The following is a 16,724-nucleotide window of genomic DNA, read 5'->3' on the forward strand; positions in this document are numbered from 1 at the left end:
GGTTTAACCGCGATGCGATAATCAAGCGTTGATGATGCTATAAAAGAAACTTGCAATCAGCGATGGTCTTGCGGGCCGAGCATTGGTTCATAGTGCGAACCCGTTCGCCTCGTTGGTAGGATCCACTGCTGTGGCATCTTGAGAAGAGCGCCGCACTTTCAGTTTAGGACGCGCTCGATCAACTTCGAAACTTCTGCACAGATTCGCGCTGCCTATGTCGTTGCATGGTCTACTGGTGATTTTCGTCCCTGTTTACCTTCTTACAGTCTGACAGCTCATATAAGGTCGCACATGGGCTCCTGAGGAACTGAGATGCACGGTGGCTCCGCACATGACGACATGGTCACTTTTGGATCCTTTCGGCTGAACCTGTCTGCGCGACGTTTAGAGGTCGAGGGAAAGCCGGTCGCTCTCACTAACCGCGCGATGGATGTTCTAATAATCCTCGTTGAGAAGGCGGGCACGGTCGTCGCCAAGGAAGAACTGCTTGCGCAACCATTTCCGAACGGATCAGCGGATGTTGGCGTCTTGAGAGTTTACATATCCGCGATCAGGAAAGCGCTCCAAATTGAGGGATCTGACGCGCGGTTCTTGGCGACAGTATCCGGCCAGGGCTACTGCTTCGTAGCTCCGGTTCAGAGATTGAAAGGAACGAACGTTACCGAAGCGAGGATTGCCACAGCTCAGAGCCGGATCCCGACGCAAGTTGCGAGACTGGTTGGACGCGAGCAAGCAGTGAACGATCTTCTGAATCGATTGCGCAACGAACGATTTGTCACTGTTGTCGGGCCCGGCGGCATTGGAAAAACAACTGTTGCCCTATCGGTGAGTCACGCCCTGCTTAAAGAATTCGATGGCGAAGTCTATTTCTTCGATCTGGGATCACTGCATGACCACGAACTCGTTCCTACCGTTATTGCAGCGGCTTTCGGTCTCCTCGTCCGGACGGTCGACCCCACGCGAGCTCTGGTCGATTTCCTGGCCGAACGACGAATGCTCGTTGTCTTCGACTCCTGCGAGCATGTTATCGACTCATTGTCAGCATTGGCGGAGCTCCTATACGCGGATGCACCACGGTTGCATATCCTGGCGACAAGCCGAGAACGACTACGGGTGGAAGGCGAACATGTATATCGATTGATGCCGCTTGAACATCCCGCCGACGGCTATTCATTGACAGCGGTGGAGGCTCTTACTTATCCCTCGATACAGTTGTTCGTAGAACATGCAAGTGCCAGCGATGGCCGCTTCGCGTTAGATGATTTGAACGCTCCGTTTGTCGCCGATATTTGTCGCAAACTCGACGGCATCCCTTTGGCAATAGAACTAGCCGCCAAACGTGCGAGCACTCATGGTGTCAGTGAAACCGCCTCAATGCTGGATAGCCAGTTCGAACTGATATGGAAAGGTCGCCGCACGGCCGCCCCGCGACATCAGACACTACGAGCTACGATCGATTGGAGTTACAATTTACTCTCGGATATCGAACGCACAACTCTTTGTAGGATTTCGGTTTTTTCGGGGCCGTTCACTTTGGATGCCGCCTGCACCATCGTGTCGGATAGCGACAATTCGAGAACCCAGATTATCACCGCAATTAATAGTTTGGTGGCAAAGTCGCTCCTCTCATCACTTGTACCACCAGAAAAACTGACCGGCTTTAGACTTCTGGACACGACGCGGCAGTATGCGATGAGTAAGCTTCGCGAGCGGGGCGATACCGATCTCGTGACTCAGCGCCACATTCGCTATTTTTCAGCTCTTCTGAAATCTACAAAGCAGCAAGGGAGCATCACTCACAGCAAAGCACTGGAGTTGTCACCGCACCTCGAGAACATTCGAAAAGCGCTGTCCTGCAGTTTTGCGGCTATTGGCAGCGAGGATGAGAGCGTCGACTTAGCAGTTAATGCGGTCCCACTCTTGCTTGAGCTATCACTATACGTTGAGTGTCGTAGCTGGTGCCAGAAGGCATTGGAGATTTACAAATCGAGCGGCGGTAGAGAGCAGCAGAAATTGGAATTGCGAGCGGCGCTAGCGACATCCCTTTTATGGACTCATAATATTCCTGATGAGATTGGAGCTGAGATCAAATCCGGAGTGCAACTTAGCAGTGAAATGGGCGAGCGAACGTATCAAATCCGCTTTTTGATCGGCCTCAACATCGCTCATACTGGCGCCGGACGTTTTGTCGAGGCACTGGACGCAGCAACCCGCTGCGCCGCCATTGCCTATGACACTGGCGTCACGGCCGAGATAGCTGTCGCCGAATGGGTGTTGGGTGCGGCCTATCATTTTGCGGGCAACCAAGTGGCCGCCATTCATCACTGTGAACAGGGCTATGAGCTCGCGCGCGATGCCCCGATCGTGCCTGCGAGTATTTTCGGCTTCAACCATAGAGCCAGAGCCGACGTAGTGATGGCACGGGCTTCGTGGTTGCGCGGCAGATCTGACGAAGCCTATGAACTTGCAACTCGGATAATCCATGACAAATCGGATAGCGCCCCACCTATCTCGCGCTCGATTGCCGTCCTTTACACGATCCCAGTTCTCCTGTGGTTGGGACGCTTTGAAGAAGCGGTTGATCCCATAGAACGCGCTATCGCAACATCTCGCAAATCCCCATTTCCTCGGGATTGGGCGATCGGCCAAGCTCTTAGGGGCGAACTTCTTGTCGCAAGGGGGGAGATATCACAAGGGGTCGACGTTCTTAAGACATCACTACAAACCTTACAAAGCCTCGGCTTACATATCGCGACGCCGCCGATTGCTTGCGCGCTCGCCAGTGGGCTTCTTCGTCTGGATCAGCCAGATGAAGCGCTTGCTATTATCAATGACCAACTACTTGTTGTTGAAACGCGCGGTAACATATTCTGGCTTCCAAGCCTGCTCCGATCGCGAGGCGAGATCCTTCTCGCTCTCCCACGACCAAACATCGCCGCAGCGGAGTCCTCGCTGCGAAGTTCTATAGATCACGCCCGTAGACAGTTCGCACTCGCCTGGGAAATTCTTGCCGCCATTCCGCTGGCTCGTTTTCTGGCGGGACAAAAGTTGGCCGACGAGGCTCGTTCTTTACTCGTGAGTGTGATTGACCAATTCGGTGAGGGCTCCGAGAATAGAGACCTCGCTGCGGCCCGAAAGCTTCTTGACGAGATTGAGGAAATTTCGGTGTGACAGTGAGTTATTGCCCCTGGCTAGAGTACTGGCGACTTCAGAGAACCTCCGCAGAAGCACTCGTCTTGGAACCATGCGACGGGCTGTCGCAGGTGAACCAGAGCGCTTTGGCAAAAATTAATAACCCTTAATCATCCATAACAAGCGCTGTGACCAGATCCGGGGCATCTTGCTGTCAACGGCGGACAAGACCGCCTTGTAGGGAGACCGAAGATGCTTCCAGAATGCGCTTTTCCGGAACTGAATGACCGCCCATTCGTCGGTGCAATTGCTGACGGTACAGATCGTCCTGATTACACGCCACTCCACATCGAGAGCCGGTGGTGTCAGCCACAGGACCATGAGTCCCCGACACCACACGGTTCAGTTGTAACGCGATGGATAGGCGAAACAGACGAGCTCCGTCATGTCGCCGTGACAGTCCCATCAGATCGACACATAGTCAGCATCGCCATAAAAGGCGCCCGCCTCAAGCTTACTAAAAACGGTCAGAAAGTTATCGATGGCATGATGACGGCGGGAACGGTGCTTGTAGCAACACCAATGGCCGAGCTGGAGGCGACCTTCTTGACGCCTTACGACTTTCTACACGTTCATGTTCCTTCGACCCACTTCCTCACATTTGAAGGGAGCTCAACAAGGGACGACCGCCGAGCATCCGACAAACCGGCGATATTCAGAGATTCATTCACGCAGCAGCTTTGTAAGCCGCTCTCCAAACGTTCCGATGGAGCAGACTCGGAGTATGTGCGCTGCATCGGACAGACCCTTGCAATGCATATTGCCCGCATTCACCATCACCGTGGAAGGACGAATGCGCTACCTCACTGGCGATTAAGACGAGTTGTCGATTACATTCGTCTCAACATCGAAGAGACGATTACGCTATCGGATCTCGCGGCCATCGCGGGCCTTTCTCGAATGCATTTTGCTGCACAATTCCGAGTCGCAACGGGGTGCAGCCCTAGAGAATATCTCCTTCAACAAAGGATCGATTTTGCGAAAGACGCAATCGCCAACTCTGGGATGCCATTGGCGGAGGTCGCATTGGCCTCAGGATTCCGCAGCCAAGCGCATTTCTCGACGGCCTTTAAACGTATTGTCGATGAAACGCCGGCCCGGTGGCGTGGTAAGCAACGTACTAATGCGGAAACTCGGCGCTGATCTAATCGAACAAGCCAAGCGGTGAGTGATGCCTATCAGCGGTCTCTTCGCAAGACGAAGAGACTATTCGCGAATAGACCGCATCGTATGCCACGCTCTATCGGCGTTCACTAAAACTATTCATACTCGTGTCCCTCAGGCTCGGACATTGCCAATACGCACGGTTTTCGTCGTAGGCACGGCGGACAACCGTTGCTGGCACCCCTCACAGATGTTCAGATAACCGGAGCATCCCGTGATCAAGTCCGAACTGAAGGTAGAACGTGGCCCCGCCCGCCTCCAACCCGACACATAAATTTAATTCATCCGAACGCGATCCATCGAAATCTCTTAGCGGCGCTATCGCGACAACGGCAAGCGGACACCGTTTTGGTCCGTTTTCTCTCTTTGCCGCGCAAGGCATGCTGCTTGAGGGTGAGCGACCTGTCCGGCTCGGCAGTCGCGCCCTAGCGATTCTGACAGTCCTCGTAGAGAGCGCCGGAAAGCTTGTTAGTAAGAACGAGCTACTAGCGAAGGTCTGGCCGAACGTCGTCGTGGAGCCGGCGAATCTGACCGTTCACATATGCGCGCTTCGTCGCACGCTCAGCGATGGGCGTGCAGGAAACAGATATATTATCAACGTTGCAGGTCGAGGCTATCGATTCGTCGCTCCGGTCACACCGACTACTACTTCAAATGAACACCGTGAACAAACAGGACCGCACAATCTACCGGCGTGTCTGACACCACTGATTGGACGGACCGTCACCGTCGAGAAGTTGATAGACCACCTATCGCAACACCGCTTCATAAGTGTGGTCGGCGCAGCTGGAATCGGAAAGACTTCCGTGGCGCTAGATGTGGCTGAAAAATCTCTACACAATTACAATCACGGAGTATGGCTGATCGACTTTTCGAAGATTTCTGATGCTTCACTTGTTCCGACCGCCCTGGCTTCTGCGCTGGGACTTCAGATCCGCTCCGACCATCCGATGCCGGACTTGGTCAACGGGTTGAAAGCAAAGCAGATGTTGCTCTTGCTCGACAATTGCGAGCATGTGATTGATGAAGCTGCTGCACTTGTTACTGAGGTGCTCCGGGGAACTCGCGAGTTACGGATTCTGGCGACGAGCCGTGAGCATCTAAACGTCGAGTCTGAGCAAGTATTTCGTCTTTCACCGTTAGACAGCCCGAGTCAATCGACCGCGATAACCGCATCGGACGCACTCGCTTTTCCCGCAGTTCAGCTTTTTGTTGAGCGAGCGGCGGCCGCAACAAGCGATTTCGAATTGACCGATGATGATGCCGCATCGGTTAGCGATATATGCCGAAAGTTGGACGGCGTTCCGCTTGCAATTGAATTTGCGGCTGCCCGCGTAGGCACGTTCGGAGTGCGCGGGTTGGTGAACCATCTCGACGATCGACTTCAAATACTTAAAGCCAATCGTCGTACGACCGCACCGCGACATCAGACCATCAGCGCGGCCCTCGATTGGAGCTACCACATCCTTGGAGGTTCGGAGCAGGACCTCTTCAAACGTCTAGCAGTCTTTCACGGAGGTTTTACGTTCGACGCAGCAGTCGAGGTCGCAAAGTCGGACAGCGGGACGCCTGCAGTGATTGCAGCCGGCTTGGAGAGCCTCGTCGCTAAGTCTCTCGTCACTGCCGAGGTCGGATCAGGCAATGCTCGCTTCCGGCTGCTTGAGACAACCAGAGCTTATGCATTAAATAAGCTTGACGAAAGTGGTCACCTGCACGCGATGCTCCAAAAGCACGCACTGTACTATCGCGACCTGCTTGAAGCGCCCGACGCGCCCAGCGACAGACTCGCATTTGCCGCAGTTTACGCACCCGAGATTGACAATATCCGCTCTGCACTCAAATGGGCGTTCTCTACCGAGGGAGATAAGGCGATAGGCGTCTCGCTTACTGTCGTATCCCCTCCCTTGTGGATGTCGATGTCGCTTCTTACCGAATGTCGCATCTGGGCCGAGAATGCCGTTTCTAATCTCGACGAGGCAGGACGAGGCACGCGAGCAGAAATGATCCTGCAAAAGGCGCTCGCCAGTTCGTTGCTTTTCACGAAAGGATGGGGTGCCGAGACGCAAGCGACTTGGGAACGCACTCTGGAGATTGCAGAGAACCTCCAAGACGTCGAGTATCAGTTGAGTGCAATCTTGGCGCTCTGGGGCTTCCACATTCGATTTCCAAATTACCCAAAAGCTCAGGCTGTCGCCTGCCAGGCCGGGATTGTTGCTGAAACGTCGGAGGATACCGGTTCTAAAGCAATGGCCTCGTGGATGCGAGGAGTGACGCAGCATCATACCGGACAGTTTGCACAAGCGCGAGACAGCCTGCAGCACGGACTAAGCACAGATACAAATGCATCGCGCCTTCTCTGGACGTCCCGCATCGCCTACGACCGGCGCATTGATGGGCTTTCTGTTTTGGGCAATACCCTTTGGATACAGGGATTTCCAAAGCAGGCGTTGCAGACAAGTGCCGCCGCCGTAGAGGAGGCACGACCCCTAAATTTCGATCTCCCTCTCTGTGTCGCCCTTGGTTGGACGGGAATCACGAGATGGCTCGCTGGCTCCGAAGTATCCGACTGCGAGAGGGCGGCGGCGGAACTCATAGAGAGGTCGAGACAACATGGATTCGTCAGCTATCACGGGTTAGGCCAATGCCTCCTCGGCGTCTGCCATATGCGCCAGGACCGCCCCGCGGAAGCCCAAACGTTGCTGGCTGAAGGCCTTAAGCGACTGGACGACAGCGCGTACAAAGTCTTCCATCCAGTTTTCATAGGCGCTTTCGCAACCGCCACAGCTGCCACCGGTGCGGCGGGTGAAGCTATAGGCATGATGAAGGAGTTCGAACGGCAAGAGGGGTATTACAACTATTGGTCACGCTCCGAATTCCTGCGCGTAAAAGGAGAGGTTCTGCTTGGCTTGGGGCTCATCAACCCTCCGGCTGCGGAAGAGCTTTTCATAGAATCTCTGCAGGTAGCGCGCGCAGACGTCGGCCTCGGCTGGGAGCTGAGGGCCGCCATGAGTTTGGGACGATTACAATCACAGACTGGCCGCCGGCAAACGGGCCACAATGTGATTCATGAAACCTACAGCAAATTCACCGAAGGGTTCGATACGTCTGATCTCGCCGTTGCTAAAGCACTCCTGGCTCAACTTGCTTCTTAACGCCGAATTGTTCGCGCCGAGGTGGGGTTTTGCGAAATCTAACAAGCATTAAGGATCAATAACGGGCTTTTTGTCTCCCAATCAATATCGTGGAATGGCGACATCTTCGGCGCTTTTCCGCCGGAAAGCGATAAAGGGGAGCAGATGATGTTTTCTGAGGGCTTCGCTGTCGGCAGAGCGGCTATTGGATGGCCACTTGAGCCACCGGCTCTTGATCGTCGAGGCAGACGATCCATTCCCTTTGAAAGTCAGTGGCGCCACGTTGATCAGACGGTCGAACTGACCGCTGACGGAATAGCTGTCACACGATGGGCCGACGATCGGAGCATTTTGCGATCTGTGAATTCAACCGTTCCTCCGAGCACAATCATTATTTCAATTGCTCTAGCGAGCACGCGCTTATGTTTGATCCGAGGACGCAAGACGTTGTTCTCCGGCGATATGCCAGCGGGTGCCCTGCATATCAGCAGGCCTTCAAGCCAGCTTCACGCTGACTTCCACGCGCCGTTCGACTTCCTTCACTTTCACGTACCGGTGCACAATTTCCCATCGCAGGGAACAGCGCGAACTTTCCTCTTCGGTAAAGATTGCGAGGAAACTGTTTTGCTGCGTGATCCGTTCGCAGAACAGCTCGGTAAGGCGCTCACGGATTCGTCTTACGCAAGCGACCTTGACTTCGCGCAGTGCGTAAGCCGCACCCTGATTATTCACGTCGAGCGCCTTAGACGGCCTCAGGCAAAAGTCGCAGCTTTACCGAGATGGCGGCTAAAGCGGGTAGAAGATTATGTCCAGGCCAATATTCAGGACAATATCAGCCTGTCGGATCTTGCATCTATCGCAGGGCTTTCGCGAATGCATTTCGCGGCGCAGTTTCGTGCCGCGACTGGATACCGGCCGCATGAATTTGTCCTGCACCAGCGTATTCAACGAGCCAAACACGCAATGGGCACCTCGGATGCTTCCCTTTCAGAAGTTGCAGTCCGTACCGGATTTCGTACCCAGGCGCATTTTTCGACCGTCTTCAAGCGCCTCACAGCTGAGACACCCGCTCGCTGGAGAGAAGCCCGCAAGCAAGAAGTCATTGATGCTGAAGCTAAGGCTTAACAACTTGCATGCGGCGACCGCTACATACTTGGAGCTACATAACAAACGGCGGCTTAACTATCGGACAGAGGGCCTAGCCGCCGGACGTGGCTAAGGCCCTCTCCATTTGTCGATCTTACTGCTTCTGCGAAGCGAATTTAGACGGTGAGCTTCTGATCACACGTTCTCGACGACCATCTCCCATACATCATGGCCTTTGCCCTGCAGAACCGCTTTAGCAGTGTACACTGCCATCCCGATCACCGCTTCCGGCGATACGAACGTTGATGGAGGCGTCACGAGTTGCATGGGCGTAACTTTAACGTGCAGCAATGCTGGCCCTGGTTGCGCAAGCCATTCCGTGACCGCCGGTTCAAGTTCGCCAGCCTTCGAGATGCTCTTACCCCAAAGACCCATGGCTTTCGCTACGTCACCAAAGTTCGGGTTCTTAAGATCTGTATAGACGGGTACCAGCCCAGCGGCCTTCTGCTCGATATCAACGAAACCAAGCTTACCGTTGTCAAATACAACAATCTTGATCGGCAGGTCTTCTTGTACAGTCGTGAGAAGATCACCCAGCAACATTGCCAGGCCTCCGTCACCTGACATTGAGATAACCTGCCGTCCTGGTTGGCATTTCTGTAGGCCGAGCGCGGAGGGCATACCGCCCGCCATTGTTCCATGGAGAAGGCTTGCGAAGGTGCGGCGCTTCCCTCCCGTGTCAATGTGACGGGTCAGCCATACTGCAGGTGTTCCATCGTCAGCCGCAAACAAAGCGTCGTCAGCCGCGTAATTGTTGATGATCTTTGCCAGATAAGTGCCGGATATCGCAGAATCGGCTCCCGACATCGCCTCAGCCTTTCCAGCCGCTGTATCGTGTTTGAAGCGCTCAACATACGCCGCTAGGAATGAGCCACTCTCGTTCTGGTCAAGTCGCGGCAACAGTGCTTCAAGCGTTGCTTTCACATTACCAACTGCTCCGATCGTGACGGGATGGCGCCTTCCGATATGCGTCGGGTCCAGGTCAATTTGAATGATTTTTGCCTTATGCGGATAGAATTGACTCCATGCGAAATCTGCACCCAGCAAAAGCAAAGTGTCGCAGTCAAGGACAGCATGATAGCCCGCGGCGCCACCGATCATACCGGTCATGCCCACATTATAGGGGTTATCGTACTCCAAGAAGTCCTTACCCCGCGAAGTGTGCGCCATCGGCGCCTTTAAACGTGCTGCGGTCGCGACGACCTCATCATGCGCACCTTGACAGCCGGCACCTGCGTAGATGGTCACAGAGTTGCTTTCGTTAAGGATCTTCGCAATGGCATCGAGATCTGCATCACTCGGACGAACGACAGGCGTCGACACATGAACCTCATATGGCAGCTCTTGGTGAACAGGAGAGTTCGATACGTCAGCTGGAATGACCAGCACGGCAACTCCGCGTTTCGTTAATGCAGCCTGACAGGCCGCAACCGTCTTTCTCCTGGCCTGTTCGGGTGTGTAGATCATGTCGCAGAAGACGCTGCAGCCTTTAAAGACCTCGCTAAAATCAACTTCTTGAATAGAACTAAAACCGAGATCCTGCCTGACAATTTGAGTCGCGATGAGCAAGACCGGCGAGCGATTTCGATTGGCCTCATATAGCCCATTGATGAAATGAAGGCTCCCCGGCCCACAGGTCCCCGCGCAGGCTGTAAGGCGACCCATCAAAGAAGCTTCAGCTGCGGCTGCAAACGCTCCGGCCTCTTCATGACGCATGTGCACCCAATCGATCTCGCTATGGCTCAAGGATTGGGCAATCTGATTCATCGTATCACCGACAATGCCGTAGCATGTCTTGACACCGGCACCCTGCAATACGTCTACGATGACGTCGGCAACTCGCTTGCTCATTTTTGACATCCTTCACTAGGGCCGATTGGCCGCGATCATGCTCATCGATTGCCTGAGTTTCGGTCACATCGCACATGCGCACTGGATCCGGTCGACGGCATTCGCTTTGCAGGCTAGGGTCGGTGGGGGCGTGCGTCTTATTCGCGAGATGCCGATTTCCAAATTCACACGACACGAGACAAGAATTCTATCGCAACGCCTGAAACCTCAGTGTCCGCACACGTCCGCGCGCAATTTTCGAAGCACGATCTCCTCGATCTGTCTGACCCGTTCCTTGCAGATCCCGAGCTCGGCCGCCAGCAAATGTCTTGGAGCTGGTTCCTCTGCGACGAGGCGCTCGTCAAAAATACGTCGCTCCCGGCTACTCAGTTTTTCTACAGCGGCGGCCAGCGCACGCCGTCGATATTCGCTCTCGTCTCGGATAAGAACGATCGCTTCCGGCGTAGGCGCGTCATCGACGAGCATCTCTTGTAACTCGAACACTTGTCCGTTGGATCGCACCGACGCATTCAGGGAGGCATCGCCGCGAAGGCGTTGATCCATTTGGGTCACGTCACTAGTTTCGACCCTCAACTCTCTCGCCAACGCGACAGCCTGCTCGCTTCGCAACACTCCTTTCGCCGCGATCTCGCCTTTCGTCTTCGAGCGAAGTTTGAAAAACAGTCTTTTATGAATTGCCGTCGAATTGATCTTCACCAGAGACCAGTTTCGAAGAACATACTCCTGCACTGCGGCACGGATCCACCAGGTGGCATAGGTTGAAAATCGCGCTCCTCTGTCTGGATCAAAACGCTCAACGGCGTTCAGCAGACCAAGATTAGCCTCAGATATGAGATCCGTCAGGGAAAGGCCATACCCCCGGAAACCGCAGGCGATTTTGGCGGCAAGTCGCAAATGGCTTGTTACAAGCCTTTCTGCTGCTGACCGATCTCCGTGATCTCGCCACAACATAGCCAGCGAGTATTCGACATCGCTGGCTAGCATTTCAAAGTTGCGCAGACTTGCCATGTAAAGCAGGTTCGGTGCGGACCCAGATACGGCAGAGTATTTAGCGCTTTCGCTTCGGGGAGAGCGTGCGGCTTCTCCAACTACATTTATGTCTGTTTCCATCTCTATCGGCTCCGACGACATCTTCGTTCGAAACGACGCCCGAACGTTACGTCAACGATAAACAGTAATCAGACAGGGTATTCCCACTACCTATCGATATTTCGCGATCGAACGGATAACGCGCCTAGACTCACTTGCGTAGAGGTCACGCCATACTGCGCTCTTAAAACTCCAATGCCTAGCGAGGCTCATCCGCCACAGGCTTCGTCTTTCCCCGAAAGATCCAATAGCCGTAGCCGATGTATGTAAGGATGATGGGCAGAACAACTACAATGGCGCCGGCCACGATCGCTTGAGTTCTGTGCATCGAAGAAGCCTGCCAGATTGTCATTACGCCAGGGATTGCAGCGGGCCAGACACTCACCCCAAGCCCGACAAGCGATATCTGGAAGAGCAGCAGCGCCAACGCCATCGGCACCCATTCTTTCGGACTCCAGCGCGTCGACAAAATGCCGAGCCAAGCAACAACTGCAATGATCGGCAATGGTAACAGAAGTAACGTGTTAGGCCACCCAAACCACCGCTCTTCTATCTTCGGCATTGCAAACGGCGTCCATATGCTCACGGCAATAATGGCAACCCCGACGCAAAGAAGAACGGGACGCACGAGCTCCCGTCCGAATGTCTGGGTCGCTCCTTCCGTTTTCCAAATGAGCCAGCAGGCTCCAAGGAGAGCATATCCCGCAACGACGCCGAGGCCTGTTAGAACTGAAAACGGGCCCAACCAATCAAGCGGACCACCGGCAAAGACGCCTGCCTCAACAGTAATTTTCCGACCGACGAAGCCGCCAAGTATGGCGCCCTGGCAGAACCCAGCAACGAGCGAACCTACTGCGAATGTGAACGACCAGATCTTCTTGAGTGGGCCGTTTTGGCTGCGAAATTCGAATGCCACGCCGCGAATCACCAAGCCGAACAACATGAGCCAGAGCGGGACGTAGAAGGCCGGCAATAGAATTGAAAACGCGAGAGGAAAGCCGGCGAGCAGCGTCATGCCGCCGAGCACTAACCATGTCTCATTCCCGTCCCAAAATGGTTCGAGGGTTTCCATCATGATATCGCGCTCTTCAGACCGCGGCGCGAACGGAAATAGTATTCCGACGCCCAAGTCAAAACCGTCCAATGTTACATACAGACCGATAACGATCGCAGCGGCGATGGCAAAGAAGATCGCAAGATCGAAGCTCGAGAGGAAGGTCATTTAACGTCGCTCCTTTCCTTAGAGAGCCGCCCGATATTCCCTGCAAAGGCGGCTGTTGGAACAGCAGGAGGCATTGGCGCACCGGTCAAAGGTCCACGCCAGACCATGCGGCCCGCGTACCAGAAGAAGCTCAGCAGCAGCAGATTGTAGAGGATGAAGGCCGTGACGATTGTGCCAAGCGCCGCGCCGCCAGCGATCGGAGAGACGGCGTCGGCTGTTCTTAAATGGCCATAAACCACATATGGTTGGCGCCCGACTTCAGTGACCGTCCATCCTGCAAGGGTTGCGATGAACCCAAGCGGGATGCAGCCCATGCAGGCTACTTGATACCATCTTGTAGTGTACAGACGACGCTTCCAACGGAGATATAATCCTGTTAATGCGACGCATAGCAGCAGCATTCCGCACCCGACCATAATCCGAAATGCGAAGAACACGGGGATTACGGGCGGACGATCCTGGGGTGGCACTTCCTTCAGGCCCTTGATCTCACCGTCCAGTGAATGGGTAAGAATGATGCTCCCAAGCAGGGGGATTTCGAGTGCATAGTCATTCTTCGCTTCGGCCTGATTAGGCCAAGCGATCACGTTGATCGGAACGCGCCTCTCCGTATCCCATCGCGCTTCAATCGCGGCAATCTTCATTGGTTGATATTTTCGAGTATTCAATCCGTGCTGGTCGCCAATTATCATTTGTGCCGGGACCAAGACTGCCATCAACCAAAGACACGTCGAGAATGCTTTACGAGCGGGCGCGTGATCGACATCTCGACCGCGCCACAGCCAGAACGCGGATACGCCGGTTACGACGAAGCCTCCTGTAATGAAGCTCGCGGTGAGCATATGCGCCAGGCGAAACGGCATGGAAGGGTTGAAGACGACACCCCAGAAGTCGGTGGCGACGAAGCGACCATCAGCCGTCGTAGTGAAGGCTGTCGGAGTCTGCATCCAGGAATTCGCGGATATGATCCAGAATGCTGAGAGAAGCGTACCCGTGCCCACGATAATACAGGCGGCAAAGTGGAGCTTTTCTCCGACTTTTTCTTCTCCATATAGCATGACGCCAATGAAGCCCGCCTCAAGGAAGAACGCGGTCAGTACCTCCAACACAAATAGTGGGCCTATCGCATCGGCCGTTGCTCGCGCATATCCGGACCAGTTCAGACCGATCTCGTAAGAGATAACGACACCCGTCACGACACCCATGCCAAACGCAAGTGCGAAGACTTTCGTCCAAAATCGTACGAGGTGTCGGTACTCTTGCTGACGGGTTGCGAGCCAGAGGCCATTCAGAATAACTATAAACCAGGCAAGGCCGATCGTGAATGCGGGCCAAAGAATATGGTATCCGATTGTAAACGCGAATTGCAGACGAGAGATAAGAAGCGGATCCATCTTATGTCCTACGCAGCTGGAGTTATAGAAGGCGCTATAGGTCGCCCGACGACCCCGTCTCGCACGATGGATCTCACAGCACTTTCTGCTGCCTTCGCCCGGCTGATAGTGACGGGGATCGATTTGTAGGATGGCGTTAGACAGTCGGCATCGCGGTGCTCGAGTGCTACGAGAGGCTGGCTCTCCGGGTAGTACGATGCGCAGCACCCGTCAGGTAAGTCGTAGCAAACGAGCGTTAGCCCCTGTACCACCCGATCGGAACGAGCATGGTCGAGGGCAGTCGCAACGTCGACCAACTCGCCCTCGGTAAAACCGAGTCGCGCAAGTTCATCGGGACTTATGAGCAAAACGTCTCTACGGCCGAAGATGCCGCGGTACCGATCGTTAAGGCCGTATATTGTTGTATTGTACTGGTCGTGAGCGCGTAGCGATGTCATCCGCAAGACATTTGCATCGGATGTAACGGCATCCTCTTCTAGTCCCGCGAATATCGCAAAGTTCGCCTTGCCGTTGGGCGTCTTCCAAACGCGCATAGCCGCTGCGTTTGGAAGTTGAAAGCCACCAGGCGTCTGGATGCGGTCGTTATACGCCTCGAACTCTGGAAAGACGGATTCAATGGCCATTCGGATTAGTTGGTAATCGCCAGCAAGAGCATCCCAATCTACAGCAGATTTTACGCCGAGCGTTGCTTTGGCGATTCCTGCTATAATGGCGGGCTCGGACCTTACGTGCCCGCTCGGCGGATTTAGAAAGCCCCTCGATGCATGAACCATAGACATCGAGTCTTCGACAGTTACCGCCTGGCGACCGGACGACTGAACATCATTGTCGGTTCGACCGAGAACGGGGAATAGGTAGTTCGCTCTCGCAGTCAATAGATGCGTGCGATTCAATTTTGTGGCCAAGTGGACCGCAAGGTCCAGTCGGCGGAATCCCGCAAAGCAGGCCTGCGGATCTGACGCTGCAACGGCTAGATTTCCACCCAAACAGATTATTGCTTTCGAACGACCGTCGCGCATTGCTTCGATACTCTCCACGACCGAGTGGCCAATGGCCCGTGGTGGATCGAATCGGAATACGTGTTGCAGCCGATCAAGGAACTCTTTTGATGGGCGCTCTGTGATGCCGACCGTGCGGTCGCCCTGGACATTGGAGTGTCCCCGCAGTGGGCATATGCCTGCGCCCGGTTTGCCAATATTTCCCTTCAGTAGGAGTAGGTTTGCAATCTGTTGGACATTTGCCGTACCGGTTACGTGCTGGGTGATACCCATTCCGTAGCATATGATCGTTGCCTGGGACGCCGCGTAAATTTCCGCAATTCTTTCCAGATCGACCTGCTTCAGGCCGCTTGCTTTCTCGATCTCTCGCCAGTCGCTTCGCTCCAAATCTGCTGCGTATTGGCTAAATCCGGCAGTGTGGCCGGCTATGAACGCATGATCGAGAACAGGCGCCCGGTCCCCAACGCTGGCGGCTCGATCCATCGCGACCAGCGCTTTTGCGATTCCCTTTAGGGCAGCCGCGTCACCACCGACCTTCACCTGCAGATATGTGGAAGCAATCGGCGTAGACGACATCGTCGCCATTTCGATCGGTGCCTGGGGGGCTTCAAAGCGCTCTAACGCACGCTCGCGCAGCGGATTGAGCACGATGATCTTGACGCCACGTCGCGAAGCGTCCCGCAATGGCGTCATCATTCGTGGATGATTCGTGCCAGGATTGTGGCCGAGACACATGATCAGCTCTGCACGATCAAAATCCTCGAGGGTTACAGTGCCTTTGCCAACGCCGATCGAACGCGGCAGTCCGACAGAAGTCGGCTCATGACACATGTTTGAGCAATCTGGAAAATTGTTGGTCCCGAACTGACGCGCGAAGAGCTGATAGAGGAAAGCGGCCTCGTTTGATGCTCTGCCGGACGTGTAGAACTCGGCCTCGTTAGGATCATCGAGAGCATTCAGCCGATGGGCGATGTCATCAAATGCAACCTGCCAATCGACCGGCTCATATCTATCGATGTCCGCGTTATAGCGCAGCGGATGTGTAAGGCGCCCTTGATTTTCCAGCCAATAGTCTGATCGTTCCCATAACGACGCCACTGTGTGCTCAGCGAAGAACGCAGGCTCAACCCGTTTTGCCGTTGATTCCCACGTGACGGCCTTCGCTCCGTTCTCGCAATATTCGAACGCCGACGTATGCTTCGGATCCGGCCACGCACAGCCGGGACAATCGAATCCTTCTGGTTGATTCTGCTTAAAGAGGGTCGGTATCCCCTCAGTCACAAGCTGCTGCTCTTTCAAGGCCACAGCGAGAGCTTTTAGTGCCCCCCAGCCTCCAGCCGGCTCGTGATACTCTTCGATCCCCTCAGGTCGCTGCTTTGTCATTGCCGACATCTCTCCACGTGCAATGAACAGCCTGGCTCAAATGCCTTCCATAATATTCCAACACACGACGAACTTTTCCAGTTCGCCCGATGGCATGGCTTGCAGGACCAACGCCCGCTTCGTCGTTTGGGCGTAGGGGGTTCGGCGAGGAGCG

At 54.7% G+C, this 16,724-nt stretch carries 9 protein-coding genes; 4 read left to right on the forward strand and 5 right to left on the reverse strand.

The features are described from left to right. Positions 1-312: 312 nt before the first annotated feature. The 4 genes from AB8B20_RS19180 (at position 313) to AB8B20_RS19195 (ending at position 8,612) form a co-directional block, all read left to right on the forward strand. Complete coding sequence (locus AB8B20_RS19180) at positions 313-3,171, forward strand: ATP-binding protein (RefSeq protein ID WP_439074295.1); 2,859 nt, start codon at positions 313-315, stop codon at positions 3,169-3,171. Between the two features lie 213 nt (positions 3,172-3,384). Then, positions 3,385-4,335, forward strand: coding sequence for a helix-turn-helix domain-containing protein (locus AB8B20_RS19185; RefSeq protein WP_439074294.1), 951 nt, complete (start codon positions 3,385-3,387; stop codon positions 4,333-4,335). A gap of 263 nt (positions 4,336-4,598) precedes the next feature. Continuing rightward, positions 4,599-7,508 carry an ATP-binding protein gene (locus tag AB8B20_RS19190; protein WP_439074293.1) on the forward strand — a complete coding sequence of 970 codons (2,910 nt, stop codon included), beginning with the start codon at positions 4,599-4,601 and terminating at the stop codon, positions 7,506-7,508. A 144-nt stretch (positions 7,509-7,652) separates the two neighbouring features. Next, the gene (locus tag AB8B20_RS19195; protein ID WP_439074292.1) at positions 7,653-8,612 is read left to right on the forward strand and encodes a helix-turn-helix domain-containing protein; all 960 of its coding nucleotides are present in this window, start codon (positions 7,653-7,655) and stop codon (positions 8,610-8,612) included. 156 nt (positions 8,613-8,768) lie between these two features. Here the strand turns inward: AB8B20_RS19195 and AB8B20_RS19200 are convergent, their stop codons facing one another. The 5 genes from AB8B20_RS19200 to AB8B20_RS19220 form a co-directional block, all read right to left on the reverse strand. Next, positions 8,769-10,484, reverse strand: coding sequence for a thiamine pyrophosphate-dependent enzyme (locus tag AB8B20_RS19200; RefSeq protein ID WP_439074291.1), 1,716 nt, complete (start codon positions 10,482-10,484; stop codon positions 8,769-8,771). 207 nt (positions 10,485-10,691) lie between these two features. Further along, complete coding sequence (locus tag AB8B20_RS19205) at positions 10,692-11,492, reverse strand: RNA polymerase factor sigma-32 (RefSeq protein WP_439074290.1); 801 nt, start codon at positions 11,490-11,492, stop codon at positions 10,692-10,694. A 280-nt stretch (positions 11,493-11,772) separates the two neighbouring features. Beyond that, positions 11,773-12,795: a cytochrome d ubiquinol oxidase subunit II gene (locus AB8B20_RS19210; RefSeq protein ID WP_439074289.1), complete on the reverse strand. Its 1,023-nt coding sequence runs from the start codon at positions 12,793-12,795 to the stop codon at positions 11,773-11,775. Beyond that, positions 12,792-14,189 (reverse strand): cytochrome ubiquinol oxidase subunit I, encoded by a 1,398-nt coding sequence (locus AB8B20_RS19215; protein WP_439074288.1) that lies wholly within the window; start codon positions 14,187-14,189, stop codon positions 12,792-12,794. Before AB8B20_RS19215 ends, AB8B20_RS19210 begins: the two co-directional genes overlap by 4 nt. An 8-nt stretch (positions 14,190-14,197) precedes the next feature. Further along, a complete protein-coding gene (locus tag AB8B20_RS19220; RefSeq protein WP_439074287.1) occupies positions 14,198-16,570 on the reverse strand; it encodes an FdhF/YdeP family oxidoreductase in 2,373 nt (790 codons plus the stop codon). Positions 16,571-16,724: the final 154 nt, after the last annotated feature.

This window comes from Tardiphaga sp. 866_E4_N1_4 (assembly GCF_052076075.1).
Taxonomy (GTDB): domain Bacteria; phylum Pseudomonadota; class Alphaproteobacteria; order Rhizobiales; family Xanthobacteraceae; genus Tardiphaga; species Tardiphaga robiniae.

Coding starts and splice junctions, on each gene's coding strand:
- AB8B20_RS19180 (WP_439074295.1), top strand. CDS start 313: ATGCACGGTGGCTCCGCACATGACGACATGGTCACTTTTGGATCCTTT.
- AB8B20_RS19185 (WP_439074294.1), top strand. CDS start 3,385: ATGCTTCCAGAATGCGCTTTTCCGGAACTGAATGACCGCCCATTCGTC.
- AB8B20_RS19195 (WP_439074292.1), top strand. CDS start 7,653: ATGATGTTTTCTGAGGGCTTCGCTGTCGGCAGAGCGGCTATTGGATGG.
- AB8B20_RS19200 (WP_439074291.1), bottom strand. CDS start 10,484: ATGAGCAAGCGAGTTGCCGACGTCATCGTAGACGTATTGCAGGGTGCC.
- AB8B20_RS19205 (WP_439074290.1), bottom strand. CDS start 11,492: ATGGCAAGTCTGCGCAACTTTGAAATGCTAGCCAGCGATGTCGAATAC.
- AB8B20_RS19210 (WP_439074289.1), bottom strand. CDS start 12,795: ATGACCTTCCTCTCGAGCTTCGATCTTGCGATCTTCTTTGCCATCGCC.
- AB8B20_RS19215 (WP_439074288.1), bottom strand. CDS start 14,189: ATGGATCCGCTTCTTATCTCTCGTCTGCAATTCGCGTTTACAATCGGA.
- AB8B20_RS19220 (WP_439074287.1), bottom strand. CDS start 16,570: ATGACAAAGCAGCGACCTGAGGGGATCGAAGAGTATCACGAGCCGGCT.